The following is an 18,193-nucleotide window of genomic DNA, read 5'->3' as shown; positions in this document are numbered from 1 at the left end:
TTCAGCAAAATCAAACAGTTCAGAGGCATCGCAACCCGATACGACAAAGACCCGGCAAACTTTCTCGCTGCCGTCAAACTAGCAGCGGCAAGAATTTGGATCAGATCGTTATGAGTCTACGGCCTAGTCGAGAGGATGTGGCTCGGCGGCTCATGACAATTCCTGGCATTGGAGCCTTGGGAGCCACCGCACTTCTTGCAGCGGTTGGCAGTGGACAGCAGTTCCGTAAAGCCCGCGACCTGGCTGCCTGGTTGGGTCTTGTCCCTCGAGAATACTCAACCGGTGGAAAGCAAAAGCTTCTCGGCATCAGCAAGCGTGGAAACCGCTATGTACGCAAACTTCTCGTGCATGGTGCTCGATCATGCTTTCGGCACCTCGACCGAACAAGAGACCGATTGGGTAAATGGCTGGATGGCCTTCAGGCTAGGATGCATCCCAACAAAGCTGTCGTCGCACTTGCCGCTAAAATGGCCCGGATCGTCTGGGTCGTCCTGACCAAGCCTGGAGCGCTCTACGAACGCAGAGACCCTGCATTCACCTGACGCTCAGGGCACGATTGCAAGGCTCGGGAATAGTGATGACGAAACAGTGGATCAACATGCCGTAAGCCCTGGGTAAAAAAATGGGCTATGTGCCCGTGTCATTTATTGGGAACGGCGTGTGCGGATCTCATCATGGCCTGGCTGCAACAGCAGCCCACTCGCGAGAGGCCGGATACATTTATGCAACTGGAATCGTCATTTACGATATCGCGAACCCTTGCACGGACGAGGCGGACCATACATTTTTCCCAAAGCTTCCTTCAGCAGTTCTGCCTGCATGCTCATCTCGGCATACATCTTCTTCAGCCGACGGTTCTCATCCTCCAGAGCCTTCATCTGGCTGATCATCGACGCGTCCATGCCGCCGTATTTGGATCGCCATTTGTAAAAGGACGCCGTGCTCATTCCATGTTCCCGGCAAAGCTCGGGGACTGGGACGCCCCCTTCCGCCTGGCGAAGGATGGCAAGGATTTGGGGTTCGCTAAATCTGCTCGTCTTCATCAAAATCTCCTCGATCATAAAGCCCGAGAAAATTCTACTTTTGAAGCCCGTTAATTTGCGGGGGGATTACCAGCCGGCCACGGTCGTAAAGGTGCAGATCGCCTGCCCAAAGGTCGCGAACCCAACCTTAAGTCGGAGATATCCGACAGCGGAGCAGTTGCGGCAACAATTGCGCGTGCGATCACAAATCTGATGGGTGTTGGCACTTACGCGATCGCGGAGGCTCGCATCGACGATGAGGTGCAGCGGATAACGTTCGATCGGTAGCGAGGTCCACGAGGACAAAGTCGATGACGGTGTCCATCATGAAGGACTGCGAGGTCTTGCCCACGAGCGCCACAAGGCTATCGCCAAGGAGCCGGACCTCGTCTGTTACAAAGGTTCGCTCGTCGCCCTTGTCAAGGACGGAGAAAACAAACAGTAAACGGTTATTCATCTTATCGGACTTATCTTGCATTGCGAGATGATGGAGATTCGGCGTCATCGGAAAGCGTTGTTTCTGCGGCCACACCATTAGAGTCCACCGACTCGTCAAGATTCGCCTCGAGGTGCGCAGTGGTAAAGTCGTCGATAAGCACCTGGACGTCGACCTTCCATCCGTTGGGGCTGCGGAAAGGGACATCCTCAGCCTCCCATCCACCATTCTCGGCTTTAGCTAGCTCGTACTTTATGGCTTCGACGCCTGCAGCCGGGTTCCAAAGGCGTAGGGTGACGGCCCTAGGACGCATCGGTGCGAAGTCAGATGCGAGGATCGTGACATGCACGCTCGCGGCATCCTGGGATTTTGGCTTCAATTCGAATTGGGCCATAGCTTTGTCGGTATGAATGTGGATCGAGACAGGGTGCAGAGGAGCGTACTGGAACTGGTCAGGGCCTGCGAAGCGCCACAGAGAGGCGGCGCCTACAATGGCGACAGCAACCACAATTTCTGCCGATATGCTCGCTCGAAGTCGCCCGCACGCCGTGACATCCCCCTGTATGGCCGGGCCGGTCAGCCAGAACCGATTATAGGCAGCGAGAACGCACAGTAACGCTACCAGGCCGATCTTGACGACAAGCACGCGGCCGTACATCGAATCCAGTATCGAACCCAGGCCGGGAAGCTCAAGGGCAGCGAGAGTAAGGCCAGCGATCAGCATCGCGACGAACGGAGCTGGTATTGCTGCGGAAAAGGCTTTTAGGGACATCTGCCGAGCGGGATGGCGGCTTAAACGCCAAAGCGGCGGTAGACTCCCGATCCAGAACAGAAGTATTCCGCCGTGGAAAAAGATGCAGGTCTTCGCCAGCCATGGGGGGGTGGCAAGTGCGCTGTGCCCGGTGAATGTGAATGCTGCCGACGCAACCATCATGGCGATTACTGCAGTCGACACAGTGAGCGACCGGGTTCTGAATGGGGGCAGAATGGCAAGAAGGAGGGCAAGCGAAAATAATCCGCTGGCAACTGCAACATTGCTGCCAATGGCGGTCGACAGCGTCGTTGCGCCGGCGAACGTGAAGCCCGCGCCAATCTCGTCGAGCCCTTGGAGATAGAGACTCGAAGCTAAAAGAACGAAGCCCACTGAGACCATGGTCATCGGTCGTCTTACGGCAGGGTCCGAAGGATTGAAGAGCGCGGAGAACAGCCTTCCGCCGACGACGTGCGCCATGAGGAGTATCGACGCGACGTGAACGAACCAGATGACCGTATCCAGGCCGAACGAAGGTGCCTCGGACGGGCCAGCGAGAGCTGCTGAAGCCGCTCCGACGTGGAAAACAACAGTGCCACCGACGGGATGACCATCCTCAGACACGACGCGATAGCTGGCGATCACTGTACCGCGGTTAATCGACGGAAGACGAAGCGAAATGTCCGCGCCTCCGCCCGAAGATTCGAGTTCAACGCTTTTTTCGTTAGCGAGCCGGGCGCTCGCGCGGACAATTTTGACGGGCTCGTTGAAGTGGAGAAGGATCTCCGCCGGAGCTTGATCGACTACCTGGTTGTTGGCGGGAGAGGAATTGACGAGAACCGCGTGAGCGTCTGCGCGTGGGGGAAACAGGACTGAAAGCAGCAGGACCATCAGGACTGCTGCTTGCATGGGAAGGGCCGCCCACGCACGTGCGATAGGCCACATGAGCGGCATTCCCTTTTTCAGGATCGGGGCTGCTCGACGACGTCGAAGAACGGCGCCGGAGTTTCATAATCGTCAGAGGTTTTTCCCGCGGCAGGAATTTCTATCCAGCGTTCGGCGGCACCATCGGTGCACTCCTGAACGATGGGGACGTAGACGCGGGTGCCAACGGGAAGTTCCTTGGCCACCGTCCCTCGGAATACGAATTCGTCGTATTCGTCGTCAGGCAGACTGTTGCCCGAGAATACAATCTCGGTCGTCCCATCTTTGACGGCTTCGCCCCAGAGCTCGTACGTCTTGGCATAGGATCCCTTGATCTTTTCAATCGTCCAGCCCGCCTTGGGCATCGGCTTCGCGGAGAGCAGGCCCTCGGGGACCTTGATTCGAACCTTAATTGTCGGCTTGCCTTCGCAGCCGTGTCCAATGCGCACGACAGCCTTATAGGCCTTGCCGGGATTAGCCTGCGTCTGCTCGAGAGTGGCGTGTGCGTAAGCAGTCCCGACGGTGAAAAGGGCGGCGACTACTGCGATCGAGGCATGCTTCAACATGAATGTCTCCTTGGCGGGGCGGCCCCTTGGGGAGGCCGCCATCGGCCTTACGATTTACTGTGTGACTTGTGCGAGATCGGCGTCGAGGCGCTTGCGAACCGGATTCGGCACCTTCGCTGTCTTGATTGCGTCGAGATTGGCCGGTGCATCGCCCACCTGGATCAGTGCGACCATGCCCATGCCAGCATGCGGCGTGCATTTAACGACGTAGGCGCCGGGGACGTCGAACTTGGCCTGATACTGTTCGCTCGGCTTGGACTTGAAATCAGCCGCGCCTTCCGGGATCAGCCCCTTGTAGGTCTCCACGTTGTGGCTCTTGTCGGTCGGGATGAAGGTGACGGTGTCGCCAGGAGCGACCTTGACGAAGCCGGGCTCGAAAACCATCACGCCATCTGCGCCCTTGTTGAGCATGTGAACTTCATGGTCGGCGGCCATCAGCGGCGCAGCCGATGCGATCAGAACCGCAGTTGCAGTGATCAGGCCGATATTGAAACGCATTGCATTCTCCTGTGGTAAGGGGCCAACCTTGGCCTCGAGAGGAGTAGTATGCGATACGAAGTCTCCGCTCTTTGACCAGCGTCAAATTTCGCGCGAAAGAAATGAAAATTTCGTGAGTGTCGACCGCTTCACTTTGCGTGCCCTTCGTGCCCAGCGTGACCAGCTATGCTACCTCTTTCGAACGCGGCGGCTCGCGGTGGTCGCGAAAGAGCTGCGGCCCCGCCGCAATCCGTCGGCGGCGATAAGAAACAGCAATGCGGCGCATGCGAGCAAAAGGTAGCTGCCGATCAAGCGGAAGACGATTACGCCGAGAATGCCGCCTACCAGGAACGCTGCGATTGTCCAGAAGTGGAGCTTAAGTCGGGAACGATTTTCTGCTGCGTGGCTATTGGGCTCTCTTCCGCGAATGATGTCGAAGGCGACACCGAGTTCGATGCCAATGTCAGTTGCCATGCCGGACACATGCGTTGTACGCACTCGCGCATCGGAAATCCTAGTCACTGTGGCGTTCTGTAGTCCCATCAGAAACGCAAGGCCGAGCGTTAGCATCGGTGCCTGCCAGGTGGTGAACAGCCAGATGTCGGCGGTCCCCAGTATGGCAAGGAAAACAGCTTCAACGAGAATGCTATACGCGTAAATCCCGGCGATGCCCCGCCGACGACCAGCATTGATCAGCAGCGTGGATACGGACGCGCCGAAAATGAAGGTGATAACGATCGAGAGAAAGAAGAAACCTGGTCCCCACTGCTGCGTTGCCAAATGATCGGAAAGTGCCGAGACGTTTCCCGTCATATTGGCGGAAAAGAAGCCTACGGCATAGAACGCTGCCGCATTGAGCGCGCCAGCGATTAGCGCCAGCCAACAGGCGAGCTTCAGATTTATGCGTTCGTTACGCGCCGTCCCTTGGCTGATCAGCATAATTGCGCCCCGAGCAGATCAACGGCTGCGAGTTCACGATGCATGTGATTCCCCTATATCGTAGCGTGACAAAGAATGGCGCAGCGTGTCCTGGCACGGCGGGGAGATGGATACAGAAAAGCGGCCTCTTTGAACACGTTGAGGCGTATGAGCTCACGTGCTCACGAGAAAATTCAGTTCGAGCCTTGTGCAATCCGTCCAGCGTCGTTCATACCGTCTCCCAAATTCCGTCATCTCACGCACATTTGCCTGATGCGCGTCTGACGTACGCCGCGATCGCGTCGGAAAAGCGTCCATGATTGCCTCTCCACGAGGCGTCATGACAATGGTTGGCGGTTTGCTGTGCGCTTGATCAACATGTACCTCCAGCTGGGCTCGGCACGTCCTTGGGCCGGAACGAGAGGCCGCCAGGGATAAACGCAACCGCGCAGAGCTGACGGACCACACTCCTTCATCCTATCAAACCGGGCTTTCATCAGTCTCGCAGTCAACCACAACACCGATGCCGCTCAACTGGCGATGAGCTCTGCCTCATTCAAACTATCGTGATGCATATCCGTAGCAATGGCTGACACCAACTCATATCCATGGATGTCGGATTTGCAACAACAACGGAACGCCTGCTAGGCAGTTCCGCCATTGATCACGCGGAGGCCGGCGTGTTGGGCCGTGATGATGCTCATGATCGCGCTTACCTCATTGGCGATCACGACGTCAGACCAAATTGGGGCCGTCTGCTGAACCTCGTTACTAATGTGCCGGTCTCGATAGACGGACAGCATTTCTAGAAGCTTCTTTGGAGATTCCGCGGCCGCCCCTAGAATTGCGATTACGCTGAAGTGAGCGCGCATTCGCTCCTCTAGTACCTCGATCCGCTTTGCAAGCTGTTCATAGGAAACGTCGGCGGTCGAGCTTGAATGGGATTGCATGTCGAGATTCCTTTTGGCCGCGAGAGATGTTCCTCGGAACCCCTAGTTAACAGCCTGCTAAAGTCTTCGGTAGAACCTGGGAGCGATGCTTTTCGTGCTTCAGGCCCGGTCGAGTAGCTCGCGGAGTTTTAATGCAAGGTCCCTCGCGGTATAGGGCTTGCGAAGCCACTCAGCGCCAGGGATGAAGTCTTTTGACGCCAGGGTGGGTTCTGAATAGCCTGATGTAAAAAGCACGCGCAACTCGGGACGCTGCTTGATCGCTTCGGTTGCCATCTCGTCCCCAGTCATTCCGCCGGGCATAACTATGTCGGAGAACAGTAGGGCGACGTCGGGATGGTCCGCAAGGACTTCCAAGGCCTTGCGCCCGCTGTCGGCCTCCAGGACGTGGTAGCCCATGTGTCGCAATCTTGCTACCGCAACCTTCCTGACTCGCGGATCGTCCTCCACCACAAGTACTAGCTCGGTTCCTCCGGGGTGCGGAACCTCGGTTGTCTCCGCTGGCAAGGCCGGCGCCGGTCTTGTTTCGGCGAGTGCGGGCAAGTAGATGCGGATGGTCGTGCCATGTCTGAGCTCGCTGTATATCTGCAGATGGCCGCCAGATTGCTTAACAAAGCCGTAAACCATGCTGAGCCCAAGGCCCGTTCCGGATCCGACATCCTTCGTCGTGAAGAAGGGCTCGATCGCGCGCTTTTTGACCTCTTCGGTCATCCCACAACCGGTGTCCGTCATCGATATTAGTATGAAATGTCCACTGCGGACTTCCGGGTACATCTTGGCGTAATCGGCGTCCAGACGCACGCGGGAAACCTCAGTCGTCAAGCTCCCCCCCTTGGGCATGGCGTCGCGGGCATTGAGCGCGATGTTTAGGATGGCGTTCTGAAGCTGCGAGCCGTCGACGAGCGCTTCGAAGTGCGAGCCGGTGATAACGGTGGTCAGCTTGATATCTTCTCCGAGCGTGCGTCGCAGCAGATCAGAGAAACTGGTCACGAGGCCGCCAAGCTCCACCTCTTTAGGGCTAAGTGGTTGTCGTCTTCCAAAGGCTAACAGTTGGCCTGTTAGCTTGGCGCCGTCGGCCGCGGCGTCCTGCGCTTCACGCAGCATGTCGCGGAGGGAACCGTCAGGCAATTTGTCCTCGACCATCTCCAGATTGCCGCTGATCACGGTCAGAAGATTGTTGAAGTCGTGCGCTAATCCGCCTGTCAACTGTCCGACAGCTTCCATCTTCTGCGCCTGGCGCAGATCTTCCTCGATCTTGAGGCGGCTCGTAAGATCGCGGACGAAGCCGGTGAAGATACGTTCACCATTCGCTGTTGCTTCGCCGACGTGAAGTTCCATCGGAAAGTTCGAACCATCGGCGCGCTGTCCGGTAACCACACGACCGTAGCCAATAATTCTCTTCTCACCGGTGTCGAGATAGTGGTCGATGTAGCCGTCGTGAGCGTCGCGATAAGGATTCGGCATCAGGTTGCTGACGTTCTTTCCGCAGATCTGCTCCGCGACCATCCCGAAAAGTTGTTCGGCAGCCTTGCTGAAGGACATCACAGTGCCCTTTTGGTCGATGACAACCATCGCGTCTGGAACGGTATCGAGGATCGAACTTAAATGAGCCTCACGGGACTTGATAGCGCGTTCCGCTGTCTTCAGAGCGCTGACGTCGCTGTTGGTCTGAATGACGGCCATCTCCCCGTCTGGCAGCTTCACAAGAACGCAACGAGAAGCGACGTCTAGGTCGTGACCGTTCTTATGACGATGAACGACCTCGCCCTGCCAGAAGCCGCGTGACTTTAACTGAGCCAGGATTTCTTCTCGCGGAGCCGAATAACGCGTCGCGAGAAGATCGAAAACAGGTTCTCCAACGGCCTCCTCACGCGTCCAGCCGTACATGTTCTCGCAGCCGATCGACCAGTGGGTGATCGCGCCTTCCAGACGGTGTACGATAATGTCCGCGCCATCAAGCACGTGCACAATCGCGTCAAGCTCCTGCGGAGACGCCGTGCGGGGAGATATGAGGCGATGGGGCATGGCTGTTCCTAAGATCAGTGTACAATGACCCTATGGCAGGTTTTATCGGAAAAATCATCCGTTCCGCCGCAAAGACGAACCAGTTTGTCCATGCTGACGATCTTGAGGTCGTGGCGTCCTTCGGCGACGACGACTTCGCGTGCAGCGAGCTTCGTGATTGTGCGAGATACCGTCTCGATCGTCAGGCCAAGATAGTCCGCTATGTCCTGCCGGTTCATCGGCACGCGGAGTAGATTCTGGCGTTGCAACCCGGGTCGCGAGGCGAGCTTTAAAATGAAGCTGCAGAGGCGCTCCTCGGCGTTCTTCTTGGAAAGGAGCACCATCTGGTCGTTGGCTGCAGCGTTCTCGCGGCACAGAAGGTCGATGTAGGCCGGGCGAATTTCGTCGCAACGCGAGATTTCCTGCTGAAAACCGCGGCGGGAGAGACGACGGATCTTGCATTCGGTGACAGCTTCGGCGGTAAAAGTGAAGGAATTCACAAGCGCTGCCCCAATAACGTCACCGGCGAAGTGAAAAGCCGTAATAACCCTGCGACCTTCGCCAATGATGCGATGAAGGCGAACTACGCCTTCGACCACCTGAAACAGGTGCGTAGCATCGTCTCCTTCCCAGCAGAGAGCTTCGCCCGTGGCGATCGTCTCGAGGGGGCTGCCATGAAAAACCGAAGACAAGGGTCGGGCTGCAACCGAATGGTTGGTCAGTTGTGCATTTGTGAAAGCGTTTTTGCCCTGCATCAGCATGATGGTGTCCCCTCGTTGAGTGAACACATTAGAACCTCTCCGAGTCACACCACGATGAGCGGAGCGTGCGATTTGGTGCTTGTTTGTAATAGTTTGTGACAGCGTCCACGCCCGCGCTCGTTTGTGCGACTTCGTTGATATAGATCAAGGAGCAATCCCGATCCGCATGACAGTCGTACCTTGATAGTACGAGCAAGCCGGTCGTTTCCGGCCATTGCGCATGGGGACTAGGTGATGAATTACACAATCGAAACAATATTGGTCGCGGTGGCCGCGTTCTTGGCCGTCGTCGCCGCCGGCCTTGCCCACGATCACCTCTTTGCGATCCATATGGGCATTCTCTGTTTTTGCCTAACGGCGGCCACGATCCTGTTGGTTCGGCGCATTGATTTTGCGCCGGGGGGGCGAGTGCTCAAGGTAGAGGCTTCGGGTTATTTTGACGAAGTCATCCGTTACGGCCTGATCGCTACTGTGGGATGGGGTGTCGTCGGCTTCCTTGTCGGCGTCATCATCGCCGCACAACTTGCTTTCCCCGACCTCGATCTCGCGCCCTACCTCAATTTCGGCCGCTTGCGCCCAGTCCACACCTCGGCAGTCATCTTCGCATTCGGCGGCAACGCGTTGATCATGACGTCCTTCTACGTGGTCCAGCGCACCTGCCACGCTCGTCTTTTTGGCGGTAGCCTTGCCTGGTTTGTGTTCTGGGGCTACCAGTTGTTCATCGTTATGGCGGCCACCGGCTATGTGCTCGGCATCACCCAGGCGCGCGAATATGCCGAGCCCGAATGGTATGTGGATATTTGGCTCACGATCGTCTGGGTCGCCTATCTTGTGGTCTATCTCGGCACGATCCTGAAGCGCAAGGAACCGCACATCTACGTCGCGAACTGGTTCTATCTCGGCTTCATCGTGACGATCGCCATGCTGCATGTGGTGAACAACCTGGCAGTCCCGGTCTCGTTTCTGGGTTCGAAGAGCTATTCGGTGTTCTCGGGCGTCCAGGATGCGCTGACGCAATGGTGGTACGGCCATAACGCCGTCGGCTTCTTCCTGACCGCCGGCTTCCTCGGCATGATGTACTACTTCGTGCCGAAGCAGGCGAACCGCCCTGTCTATTCGTACCGTCTGTCGATTATCCACTTCTGGGCCCTGATCTTTATGTACATCTGGGCCGGTCCGCATCACCTGCACTACACCGCGCTGCCGGACTGGGCCCAGACGCTCGGCATGGTCTTCTCGATCATGCTGTGGATGCCGTCCTGGGGCGGGATGATCAACGGCCTGATGACGCTTTCGGGCGCCTGGGACAAGATTCGCACCGATCCGATCATCCGCATGATGATCGTCGCCATCGCCTTCTACGGGATGTCGACATTCGAAGGCCCAATGATGTCGGTAAAAACAGTCAATTCGCTGAGCCACTATACAGAATGGACCATCGGTCACGTTCATTCCGGTGCGCTCGGTTGGGTCGGCATGATCACATTCGGTGCGATCTATTATCTGACGCCTAAGCTCTGGGGACGCGAGCGGCTCTACAGCCTCCGCATGGTCAACTGGCACTTCTGGCTCGCGACCCTCGGTATCGTCGTCTACGCCGCAGTTCTGTGGGTGGCCGGCATTCAGCAGGGTCTGATGTGGCGCGAATACAATTCGCAGGGCTTCCTGGTCTATTCCTTCGCAGAAACCGTCTCGGCGATGTTCCCCTACTACGTGCTGCGCACACTGGGTGGCACGCTCTACCTGGCGGGCGGGCTCGTCATGGCCTGGAACGTCTTCATGACCATCCGCGGACGCCTTCGCGACGAGGCCTCTATCCCGACCGCTTACGCGCCCCAAGCACAGCCTGCCGAGTGAGGTGAGACATGGCATCGATACTAGACAAACATAAGATCCTCGAAAAGAACGCGACCTTGCTGCTGGTTGGCTCGCTGCTCGTGGTCAGCATCGGCGGCATCGTCGAGATCGCGCCGCTGTTCTATCTCCAGAACACCATCGAGAAGGTCGAAGGGATGCGTCCCTACACGCCTCTCGAACTGGCGGGACGCAACATCTACATCCGCGAAGGGTGCTATCTTTGCCACAGCCAGATGATCCGGCCGTTCAGGGACGAAGTGGAGCGTTACGGCCATTACTCTCTGGCTGCGGAATCCATGTACGACCACCCGTTCCAATGGGGCTCGAAGCGCACCGGGCCCGATCTGGCCCGCGTCGGCGGCCGCTATTCGAACGAGTGGCACGTTCAGCACCTCTCCGATCCGAGAGCCGTGGTGCCGGAATCGATCATGCCTAAATACGCCTTCTTGAAGGACCAGGACGTCACCGTGAAGGACGTTGGCATGGACCTGAAGGCCAACGAGGATGTCGGCGTGCCTTATAACGACGACATGCTCGCCAATGCCGAGGCGGACATGAAGGCACAGGCCGACCCAAATGCCGATACGACTGCTTTGCTCGCTCGCTATCCCAAGGCCAAAATTGGCGATTTCGACGGCGATCCGCAAAAGCTCTCCGAAATGGACGCTCTCGTCGCCTATCTGCAGATGCTCGGCACGCTGGTCGATTTCTCGACCTACGACGATGCGACCGGCTACCGGTGAGGTGATCCCATGGAGACATACACGGCAATGCGGCACTTCGCCGACAGTTGGGGGCTTCTGGCGATGGCAGCGTTCTTTGTCTGCGCCGTCGCGTTCACACTCCGGCCCGGCAGTAAGCAGACGGCCAAGGAGGCCGCTGACATACCCTTGAAGGACGATTGAGATGGCCGATAAACATATTGACGACCTCAGCGGCGTCGAAACGACGGGACACGAGTGGGACGGTATCCGCGAGCTCAACAATCCGATGCCTAGGTGGTGGGTTTGGACCTTCTACGTCACCATCCTCTGGGCCGTAGGCTATGCCATCGCCTATCCGGCGATCCCGATGATCACCTCCGCCACGAAAGGATATCTGGGATATTCGACGCGCGCCGAGTTGCAACAGGACCTCGATCAGGCGAAGGCTGGCCAGGCGAAATTCCATGAGATGATTGCCGCAAAAACTGTCGAAGAAATCGATGCCGATGCGACGCTCCGTGAATTCGCGATCGCTGGCGGCGCTTCCGCGTTCAAGAACAACTGCGCTCCATGCCACGGTTCCGGCGCGAGCGGCGGGCCGGGCTTTCCGAATCTTAACGATGATGACTGGCTATGGGGCGGCGACTTGCAATCGATCCAGACGACGATCGCACACGGCATCCGTTTTGATACCGACACTGATACCCATGTGTCGGAGATGCCCGCGTTCGCCGATACGCTAGATGCGACGCAGACCAAGCAGGTTGCTGCCTATGTCTGGAGTTTGACGAACACGCCATCCGATCCGGCCCTGGCTCAGGCGGGGAAACAGATCTTTCTGGACAATTGCGCCGCCTGCCACGGAGAAGACGCGAAAGGCAAAATCGAGATGGGCGCCCCCAATCTCGCAGACGCAATCTGGCTAAAGGCCAAGGGCGAGGACGCCATCGTTAGGCAGGTGGCCTCGCCAAAACACGGAGTGATGCCCGCCTGGGCCGGACGCCTAGGTGACACTACAGTCAAGGAACTGACTGTCTTCGTACATTCCCTTGGAGGTGGCCAATGAGGCGCTACAATATGACTACCCACGATCATGATCCGCTTCTGGCTCTATACGGTACTCCGCGTTCCGTCATTCATTCGCGAGTTTCTGTGAGGGCTAAGGCGGTCGTTCCGGAGCGCGAGAGCGAAGACTCCGAAAAAATCGGCAGTTCGATGGTATCTTTGATTTCGCTCAAAGACCAATCGACGACAAGCCGATAAAACGGTTTCCGAGGGCGTACCAGCGGAAGTCTCCCCCGCAGTCCTCAGGGCTACGCATCTAACCTCTTCGGCGTAGTCGATATAGCTTCGCGCAGCGGCATGCGCCCGCTGCGCGAAAGCTGTGGTTCCCAGTTTTTAGGGTCGTGCTTCCTGTCCGGAGCGCGGCTCTTTTTTCGAAGCATTCTTTTTTGATCTGGATCAAGGATCGTAGCGCACAAACGTAGCACAAGTGCATCCGAACCTTGGGATTTGCACATGAACCTCTATACAGCTCCTGATCCGAAGAATGCCCGACAAGTGGACAGCGATGCTGTGAACAAAGACGGCCAGCCGTTGTACGCGGCTCGGAAAAAGATCTTTCCGAAGCGCGCCGAGGGGCGGTTCCGTCGCTTGAAGTGGATTGTAATGCTGATCACGCTCGGCATCTACTATCTGGCACCCTGGGTGCGCTGGGATCGCGGACCCTACGCGCCTGATCAGGCGATTCTCGTCGATCTTGCCTCGCGCCGTTTTTACTTCTTCTTCATCGAGATATGGCCGCAAGAATTCTATTACGTCGCCGGGCTTCTCGTCATGGCCGGATTCGGGCTGTTTCTCGTGACCTCTGCGGTCGGTCGAGCATGGTGCGGCTACGCCTGTCCCCAGACGGTCTGGGTAGACCTCTTCCTTGCGGTCGAGCGCGCCATCGATGGCGACCGAAACGCGCAGATAAAGCTCGACGCCGCACCTTGGAGCTTGGACAAGATCCGTAAGCGCGCCCTGAAACATGCGGTGTGGCTGACGATCGGGGTTGTTACTGGCGGCGCCTGGATCTTCTATTTCGCCGATGCGCCGACCCTTCTTAAGGCCTTGGTTCAAGGGCATGCTGCCGGTGTGGCGTATGCCACCGTGGCGACGCTTACCGCGACGACTTACATCCTCGGCGGCTTCATGCGCGAGCAGGTCTGCACGTACATGTGCCCATGGCCACGTATTCAGGGGGCGATGCTAGATGAAAACTCGCTCGTCGTGACGTATAACGACTGGCGCGGCGAACAGCGCTCCCGTCACAGCAAGAAGGCCCAGGCGGCCGGTCAACCCGTGGGCGACTGCGTCGACTGCAACGCCTGCGTGGCAGTCTGTCCCATGGGCATCGATATACGAGACGGACAGCAGATGGAATGCATCACCTGTGCGCTCTGCATCGATGCTTGTGACGGAGTGATGGACAAGGTCGGCAAGGAGCGCGGCCTCATCGCCTACGCCACGTTGAGCGAGTACGCCAGCAACATGACGATCGCGACCGACCATGGTCGAAACCCCGTCCAGCCTGGTTTAGTGCGTAAGCCGGACGGGACCTTCGTTGACGGGATAAAACATTTCAACTGGCGGATAATCTTCCGGCCTCGCGTCGTCTTCTACGCCACAGTTTGGTGCATGATTGGCGTGGGAATGATCGTTCATTTGAGCATGCGCGAGCGGCTGGAACTAAACGTCGTCCACGACCGAAACCCGCAGTACGTACTCGAGAGCAATGGCTCTATCCGCAACGGCTACACGATACGCGTCCTCAACATGGTTCCGAGGCCGCGAAAGATCGAGTTGAGCATCACCGGCCTGGACGGTGCGACGATGCGCATCCCTGAGCTTGGTAAGCTGGAAAGCCGAAGCTTCACGATCGACGCGGCATCGGATGCTGCGACGACTCTCAAAGTCTTCGTGACACGGCCCGCATCGAACGCGCCCGTTTCGGAGTTCCTGCTCTCGATCGAGGACGAGGGCCATTCTGATCGCGCGACTTACCGCGCCGCATTCAATACTCCTGGAGCAGCACAATGAGTTCGGTCTCGAAGGGTTTCACGGGCAGACATATGATTCTGACGACATGCGGGTTTTTCGCCGTCATCATATCGGTGAACGTAACGATGGCTTGGTTCGCCTCGTCGAGCTGGAGTGGGCTCGTCGTCGAGAATACGTATGTTGCAAGTCAGCAGTTCAATCAGAAAGCCTCGGCAATAAAGGCGATGGTGGCAACGGGCGTCACTGGCGCGATTGCACTGCATGGCGACAATTTTACTTACATGCTTCACAACCGCGACGGCTCCCCAGCTCAAGCAGATGAGGTAGAAGCACACTTCAGACGGCCGGTTGGGGATCATGAAGACTTCGTCGAATCCTTGAAACTAGTGGAGGCGGGGCAATTCGAGGCGGACCGCCACGTTCCGGAGGGCGACTGGATCGTCGAGCTAATTACGAAGCACAACGGTGTGGTGGTGATGCATGAAGCCCAGCGTTTCGACACAGCAGGGTTCGGCCGATGACCTGCTGCACGATCAACGCCGAAGCCGTACTTGCGATGGATCCAAGGTTCTTCAGCTCAGAAGAGATCGCCCTCGCGAGCCATTCCCTCGGGGACGGGCTGCGCCAGCTCGACCTCAGCGTTCCAGACGTCCATTGTGGCGGGTGTATTGGGACGGTGGAGAAGGCACTGTCCGCTTTGCCGTTTGTCAGCAAGGCAAGGGTCAATCTTACGTCCTGTCGGGTCACCTGCGTCTACGAGGAGACGTGGGGCGATCGACCGACCGATCCGGCGCTCATCCTGGAGGCTATCGAAAAGGTGGGTTATCGCGCACATCTGTTCGCGACGGTCGCCACGGAGAACGACAAAACTCGTAACCAGCTATTGTTGGCCGTTGGCGTGTCGGGTTTTGCTGCGGCCAATATCATGCTGCTCTCGGTTTCGGTCTGGTCCGGCGCGGATGCGGCGACGCGGGATATGTTCCATTGGATATCGGCGATGATAGTAGCGCCAGCGCTTGTCTATGCCGGAAGGTTCTTTTTCCGCTCGGCTTGGAACGTGCTGAAGCGCGGGCGTACCAACATGGACGTGCCAATCTCCTTGGCTGTGACGCTCTCATATGCGGTCTCCCTATGGGAGACTATGCACCATGGAGAACACGCCTGGTTCGACGCTACGGTTTCGCTGCTGTTCTTTCTCCTTATTGGCCGGACGCTCGATCATATCATGCGCGAAAAGGCCCGTGCGGCCATCAACGGTCTTGCGCGCATAGCGCCCCGCGGCGCGCTGGTGTTACAGCGTGACGGTTCGCGACGGTACGTGGCAGTAGACGATATAGCCGTCGGCGACGAAATTGCAGTGGCGGCGGGAGACCGGATCCCGGTCGACGGCGTAATTGTCAACGGCGAAAGCGATCTCGATCTCTCGATCGTCACCGGGGAGAGCGCCCCAGTGGCGGCCAGCGAAGGCACATCAACAAGTTCCGGTGCCATGAATCTCACCGGTTCCCTCATCGTACGCGCGACTAAGACGGCGAAGGATTCGCTTCTCTCCGAAATCATTTCCCTGATGGAGGCAGCAGAGGGAGGAAGGGCCAAGTACAGGCGCATCGCGGACCGGGCGGCATCCCTTTATTCGCCTGTCGTTCACCTTCTTGCTCTCGCCTCCTTCCTCGGATGGGGTTTCATCGGCGGCGATTGGAAGCAGGCCATGCTTGTCGCTGTCGCTGTTCTCATCATTACATGCCCGTGCGCACTCGGACTTGCGGTTCCCGTGGTGCAGGTCATAGCGGCGGGCGAACTCTTTCGTCGGGGTATCATGGTCAAGGACGGTTCCGCCCTCGAGCGGCTCGCAGAGGTCGACACGGTCGCTTTCGACAAAACCGGCACTGTCACTATGGGAACTCCACGACTAGTGAGCATGGAGGCGGCGGATGAAGCGAATGTTGCCCTCGCTGCCGGATTGGCAGCGCACTCCAGACACCCACTTTCGCAAGCGCTATTCCGCAGTGTCTCTGTGCCGGCTGCTGCGTTCGACCGTGTCCTGGAGATACCTGGTGGCGGTCTGGAAGCCTTTCGCGGGAAAGCATGCTTTCGGTTGGGTAGCTTCTCCTTCACCTGCGGGGACGCTGCTCCCCCGCAGTCCCATGAGTCTTATTCTGAGGTCGTTCTGGCGAAGGACGGCCGTCCTGTCGCGCGCTTCTTCTTTGAGGACGCCCTGAGACCGGGCGCGGGCGTGTCGATCCTGCGGCTCCACGACATGGGCTTCAAAACATTGATGCTTTCCGGAGACCGCGAGGGCGTCGTGGCCGCTACGGCTGACAAACTCGGAATCGACGTCGCGTTTGCAGCGTTGACGCCCAGGCAAAAAGTCGAAGCGTGCGAGACACTCCGTGACGAAGGACGGAAAATCTTCATGGTCGGAGACGGCATCAACGATGCTCCGGCGCTCGCGGCCGCCCATGTCTCCATTGCACCGGCCACCGCCTCAGACATAGGCCGCCAGGCCGCGGATCTTGTCTTTTTCAACGAACGACTGGACGCGGTGCCACATGCCATCGAGGTGGCAAGGCGGTCGGCGTCGCTCATTCGACAGAACTTCGCTCTTGCTATCGGCTACAACGTCCTTGCTGTTCCTATTGCGATCGCCGGGTTTGCAACTCCGCTTATTGCTGCGGTCGCAATGTCGACCTCGTCGCTGATCGTCGTGAGCAACGCCCTTCGTCTCAATGCTTTCGCAAGGCGGCGACCGGCAAACGGGCAAACCGTCGCCTACACAGCGACACTGGAGGCGGATTCGGCATGAACATGCTCATTTATCTGATCCCCATCGCGCTCCTGATGGGGGGCATCGGTCTTGCAGCCTTTCTTTGGTCGCTCAACAGCGGGCAGTACGAGGATCTCGAAGGCGCGGCGTGGCGTGTGCTCGCCGACGATGACCAAGAGGAAACACGGCGCTAGAGGTGGCCGGGGAGGATTCTATGCTTCAGAAATTACGCAGTGTAAGGCAATCGGAACTTTTTCGTGGCGTGTCAGCCGAGGTGGCCGCTGAAATCGAGGCGACTTGCCGCATCAAGACGTTCTCGACCAACGAAGTGATCCATCCCGAAGGCGAGCTGGCCGTCGCAATTTTCTATGTTGTCAACGGCCTTGTCAGGCTCACGAAAACGGAGGCGGCTTCGGGGCGTGAGGCTGATGTCTCCGTTTGCGAGCCGGGTGAAACCTTTGGAGAGTATCTGCTCATCGAGGGAGTAAAATATGTTACAGCCGCACGCGCTGCAGATGTCACAGACGTCGCCATCTTCGATCTCATAAAGCTTCGCAAGCTCGCGGGTCGTCATCCAATCCTTCAAACCAATGCCGCGCGGATCATGTCGAGACATCTCAGTGAAGCGTTTCGCTGCATATCGGCAGATCGGCTGCAGACTGCGCCGCAACGGGTGGCCAACTACTTTCTGGGTCGCTGCCCAGAGGGCGCCGCGCAAGCCAGCTTCCGCTTGCCGTTTCAGAAACGAATCCTCGCAGGAAAGCTTGGTCTGGCGCCCGAAGCACTGTCTCGAGCGTTCGCGACCCTTGGTGATGCCGGAGTAAACGTGCACGGCAGGACAGTGAATATCCAGAGCGTGGCAAGCCTTCGCGCCGCGTGCTAGGCGCCCAGAAATGGGGTCGACTAGTGAAGAGCGCTTAAGCGTACTTTAAGGTATTGACCTTATTTTTGGGGCTGCCGCAGTGTCGCGGCCCTGTTTCACGGGCATAACATGAGGCGATGCCATGAGCTTTTCTGCGC

Annotated in this window: 17 protein-coding genes and 3 pseudogenes; 12 read left to right on the top strand and 8 right to left on the bottom strand. The window is 57.9% G+C overall.

Going from position 1 to position 18,193, the window contains the following annotated elements; all coding sequences use genetic code 11:
- Positions 1-114, top strand: a pseudogene (locus GVL52_RS26520) (IS5/IS1182 family transposase); the annotation flags it as partial.
- 17 nt (positions 115-131) lie between these two features.
- Positions 132-542, top strand: a pseudogene (locus GVL52_RS26515) (IS110 family transposase); the annotation flags it as partial.
- Positions 543-791: 249 nt separating this feature from the next.
- Here the strand turns inward: GVL52_RS26515 and GVL52_RS26510 are convergent.
- From GVL52_RS26510 to GVL52_RS26475, 8 genes and pseudogenes are all read right to left on the bottom strand, one after another.
- A pseudogene (locus tag GVL52_RS26510) lies at positions 792-1,043 on the bottom strand (transposase); the annotation flags it as partial.
- A 446-nt stretch (positions 1,044-1,489) separates the two neighbouring features.
- A complete protein-coding gene (locus tag GVL52_RS26505; RefSeq protein ID WP_244619294.1) occupies positions 1,490-3,118 on the bottom strand; it encodes a copper resistance protein CopC in 1,629 nt (542 codons plus the stop codon).
- A gap of 53 nt (positions 3,119-3,171) precedes the next feature.
- Complete coding sequence (locus GVL52_RS26500) at positions 3,172-3,699, bottom strand: YcnI family protein (RefSeq protein WP_160012404.1); 528 nt, start codon at positions 3,697-3,699, stop codon at positions 3,172-3,174.
- A 54-nt stretch (positions 3,700-3,753) separates the two neighbouring features.
- The gene (locus GVL52_RS26495) at positions 3,754-4,197 is read right to left on the bottom strand and encodes a pseudoazurin (protein WP_065691366.1); all 444 of its coding nucleotides are present in this window, start codon (positions 4,195-4,197) and stop codon (positions 3,754-3,756) included.
- 168 nt (positions 4,198-4,365) lie between these two features.
- A complete protein-coding gene (locus GVL52_RS26490; RefSeq protein ID WP_160012403.1) occupies positions 4,366-5,115 on the bottom strand; it encodes a YoaK family protein in 750 nt (249 codons plus the stop codon).
- A gap of 623 nt (positions 5,116-5,738) precedes the next feature.
- On the bottom strand, positions 5,739-6,044 hold the full coding sequence (locus GVL52_RS26485; protein WP_160012402.1) for a hypothetical protein: 306 nt from the start codon (positions 6,042-6,044) through the stop codon (positions 5,739-5,741).
- Between the two features lie 99 nt (positions 6,045-6,143).
- On the bottom strand, positions 6,144-8,066 hold the full coding sequence (locus GVL52_RS26480) for a PAS domain-containing sensor histidine kinase (protein WP_160012401.1): 1,923 nt from the start codon (positions 8,064-8,066) through the stop codon (positions 6,144-6,146).
- Between the two features lie 14 nt (positions 8,067-8,080).
- Positions 8,081-8,806, bottom strand: coding sequence for a Crp/Fnr family transcriptional regulator (locus tag GVL52_RS26475; protein ID WP_160012400.1), 726 nt, complete (start codon positions 8,804-8,806; stop codon positions 8,081-8,083).
- Positions 8,807-9,040: 234 nt separating this feature from the next.
- Between GVL52_RS26475 and ccoN the strand changes: the two genes are divergently transcribed.
- The 10 genes from ccoN to GVL52_RS26430 all read left to right on the top strand — a co-directional run bounded on the left by ccoN (position 9,041) and on the right by GVL52_RS26430 (position 18,056).
- The gene (gene ccoN / locus GVL52_RS26470; RefSeq protein ID WP_160012399.1) at positions 9,041-10,663 is read left to right on the top strand and encodes a cytochrome-c oxidase, cbb3-type subunit I; all 1,623 of its coding nucleotides are present in this window, start codon (positions 9,041-9,043) and stop codon (positions 10,661-10,663) included.
- 8 nt (positions 10,664-10,671) lie between these two features.
- Positions 10,672-11,406 carry a cytochrome-c oxidase, cbb3-type subunit II gene (gene ccoO, locus GVL52_RS26465; RefSeq protein WP_160012398.1) on the top strand — a complete coding sequence of 245 codons (735 nt, stop codon included), beginning with the start codon at positions 10,672-10,674 and terminating at the stop codon, positions 11,404-11,406.
- 9 nt (positions 11,407-11,415) lie between these two features.
- Entirely contained in the window at positions 11,416-11,568 is a 153-nt protein-coding gene (locus GVL52_RS26460; protein ID WP_160012397.1) for a cbb3-type cytochrome c oxidase subunit 3, read from the top strand.
- Between the two features lies 1 nt (position 11,569).
- Complete coding sequence (gene ccoP, locus GVL52_RS26455) at positions 11,570-12,433, top strand: cytochrome-c oxidase, cbb3-type subunit III (protein ID WP_160012396.1); 864 nt, start codon at positions 11,570-11,572, stop codon at positions 12,431-12,433.
- 11 nt (positions 12,434-12,444) lie between these two features.
- Positions 12,445-12,630, top strand: a complete 186-nt coding sequence (locus GVL52_RS31010; protein WP_244619295.1) for a hypothetical protein — start codon at positions 12,445-12,447, stop codon at positions 12,628-12,630.
- A 255-nt stretch (positions 12,631-12,885) separates the two neighbouring features.
- On the top strand, positions 12,886-14,448 hold the full coding sequence (gene ccoG, locus GVL52_RS26450) for a cytochrome c oxidase accessory protein CcoG (RefSeq protein ID WP_160012395.1): 1,563 nt from the start codon (positions 12,886-12,888) through the stop codon (positions 14,446-14,448).
- Positions 14,445-14,930 carry a FixH family protein gene (locus GVL52_RS26445; protein ID WP_160012394.1) on the top strand — a complete coding sequence of 162 codons (486 nt, stop codon included), beginning with the start codon at positions 14,445-14,447 and terminating at the stop codon, positions 14,928-14,930. Before ccoG ends, GVL52_RS26445 begins: the two co-directional genes overlap by 4 nt.
- The gene (locus GVL52_RS26440; RefSeq protein WP_160012393.1) at positions 14,927-17,212 is read left to right on the top strand and encodes a cation-translocating P-type ATPase; all 2,286 of its coding nucleotides are present in this window, start codon (positions 14,927-14,929) and stop codon (positions 17,210-17,212) included. The genes GVL52_RS26445 and GVL52_RS26440 overlap by 4 nt, the downstream gene beginning before the upstream one ends.
- A complete protein-coding gene (gene ccoS, locus GVL52_RS26435) occupies positions 17,209-17,367 on the top strand; it encodes a cbb3-type cytochrome oxidase assembly protein CcoS (protein WP_160012392.1) in 159 nt (52 codons plus the stop codon). Before GVL52_RS26440 ends, ccoS begins: the two co-directional genes overlap by 4 nt.
- 20 nt (positions 17,368-17,387) lie before the next feature.
- Entirely contained in the window at positions 17,388-18,056 is a 669-nt protein-coding gene (locus GVL52_RS26430) for a Crp/Fnr family transcriptional regulator (protein ID WP_160012391.1), read from the top strand.
- Positions 18,057-18,193 lie beyond the last annotated feature (137 nt).

This window comes from Rhizobium sp. 18055 (genome assembly GCF_902706285.1).
Taxonomy (GTDB): domain Bacteria; phylum Pseudomonadota; class Alphaproteobacteria; order Rhizobiales; family Rhizobiaceae; genus Rhizobium.
This window is presented reverse-complemented; position numbering and strand designations above follow the sequence as displayed.

Bases quoted from the DNA above. Each gene is read 5' to 3' on its own strand.
- GVL52_RS26430 (WP_160012391.1), top strand. From the start codon at position 17,388: ATGCTTCAGAAATTACGCAGTGTAAGGCAATCGGAACTTTTTCGTGGC.
- GVL52_RS26500 (WP_160012404.1), bottom strand. From the start codon at position 3,699: ATGTTGAAGCATGCCTCGATCGCAGTAGTCGCCGCCCTTTTCACCGTC.
- GVL52_RS26460 (WP_160012397.1), top strand. From the start codon at position 11,416: ATGGAGACATACACGGCAATGCGGCACTTCGCCGACAGTTGGGGGCTT.
- GVL52_RS26440 (WP_160012393.1), top strand. From the start codon at position 14,927: ATGACCTGCTGCACGATCAACGCCGAAGCCGTACTTGCGATGGATCCA.
- GVL52_RS26480 (WP_160012401.1), bottom strand. From the start codon at position 8,066: ATGCCCCATCGCCTCATATCTCCCCGCACGGCGTCTCCGCAGGAGCTT.
- ccoG (WP_160012395.1), top strand. From the start codon at position 12,886: ATGAACCTCTATACAGCTCCTGATCCGAAGAATGCCCGACAAGTGGAC.
- GVL52_RS26445 (WP_160012394.1), top strand. From the start codon at position 14,445: ATGAGTTCGGTCTCGAAGGGTTTCACGGGCAGACATATGATTCTGACG.
- ccoP (WP_160012396.1), top strand. From the start codon at position 11,570: ATGGCCGATAAACATATTGACGACCTCAGCGGCGTCGAAACGACGGGA.
- GVL52_RS31010 (WP_244619295.1), top strand. From the start codon at position 12,445: ATGACTACCCACGATCATGATCCGCTTCTGGCTCTATACGGTACTCCG.
- GVL52_RS26475 (WP_160012400.1), bottom strand. From the start codon at position 8,806: ATGCTGATGCAGGGCAAAAACGCTTTCACAAATGCACAACTGACCAAC.
- ccoO (WP_160012398.1), top strand. From the start codon at position 10,672: ATGGCATCGATACTAGACAAACATAAGATCCTCGAAAAGAACGCGACC.
- ccoS (WP_160012392.1), top strand. From the start codon at position 17,209: ATGAACATGCTCATTTATCTGATCCCCATCGCGCTCCTGATGGGGGGC.
- GVL52_RS26485 (WP_160012402.1), bottom strand. From the start codon at position 6,044: ATGCAATCCCATTCAAGCTCGACCGCCGACGTTTCCTATGAACAGCTT.
- GVL52_RS26505 (WP_244619294.1), bottom strand. From the start codon at position 3,118: ATGCAAGCAGCAGTCCTGATGGTCCTGCTGCTTTCAGTCCTGTTTCCC.
- GVL52_RS26490 (WP_160012403.1), bottom strand. From the start codon at position 5,115: ATGCTGATCAGCCAAGGGACGGCGCGTAACGAACGCATAAATCTGAAG.
- ccoN (WP_160012399.1), top strand. From the start codon at position 9,041: ATGAATTACACAATCGAAACAATATTGGTCGCGGTGGCCGCGTTCTTG.
- GVL52_RS26495 (WP_065691366.1), bottom strand. From the start codon at position 4,197: ATGCGTTTCAATATCGGCCTGATCACTGCAACTGCGGTTCTGATCGCA.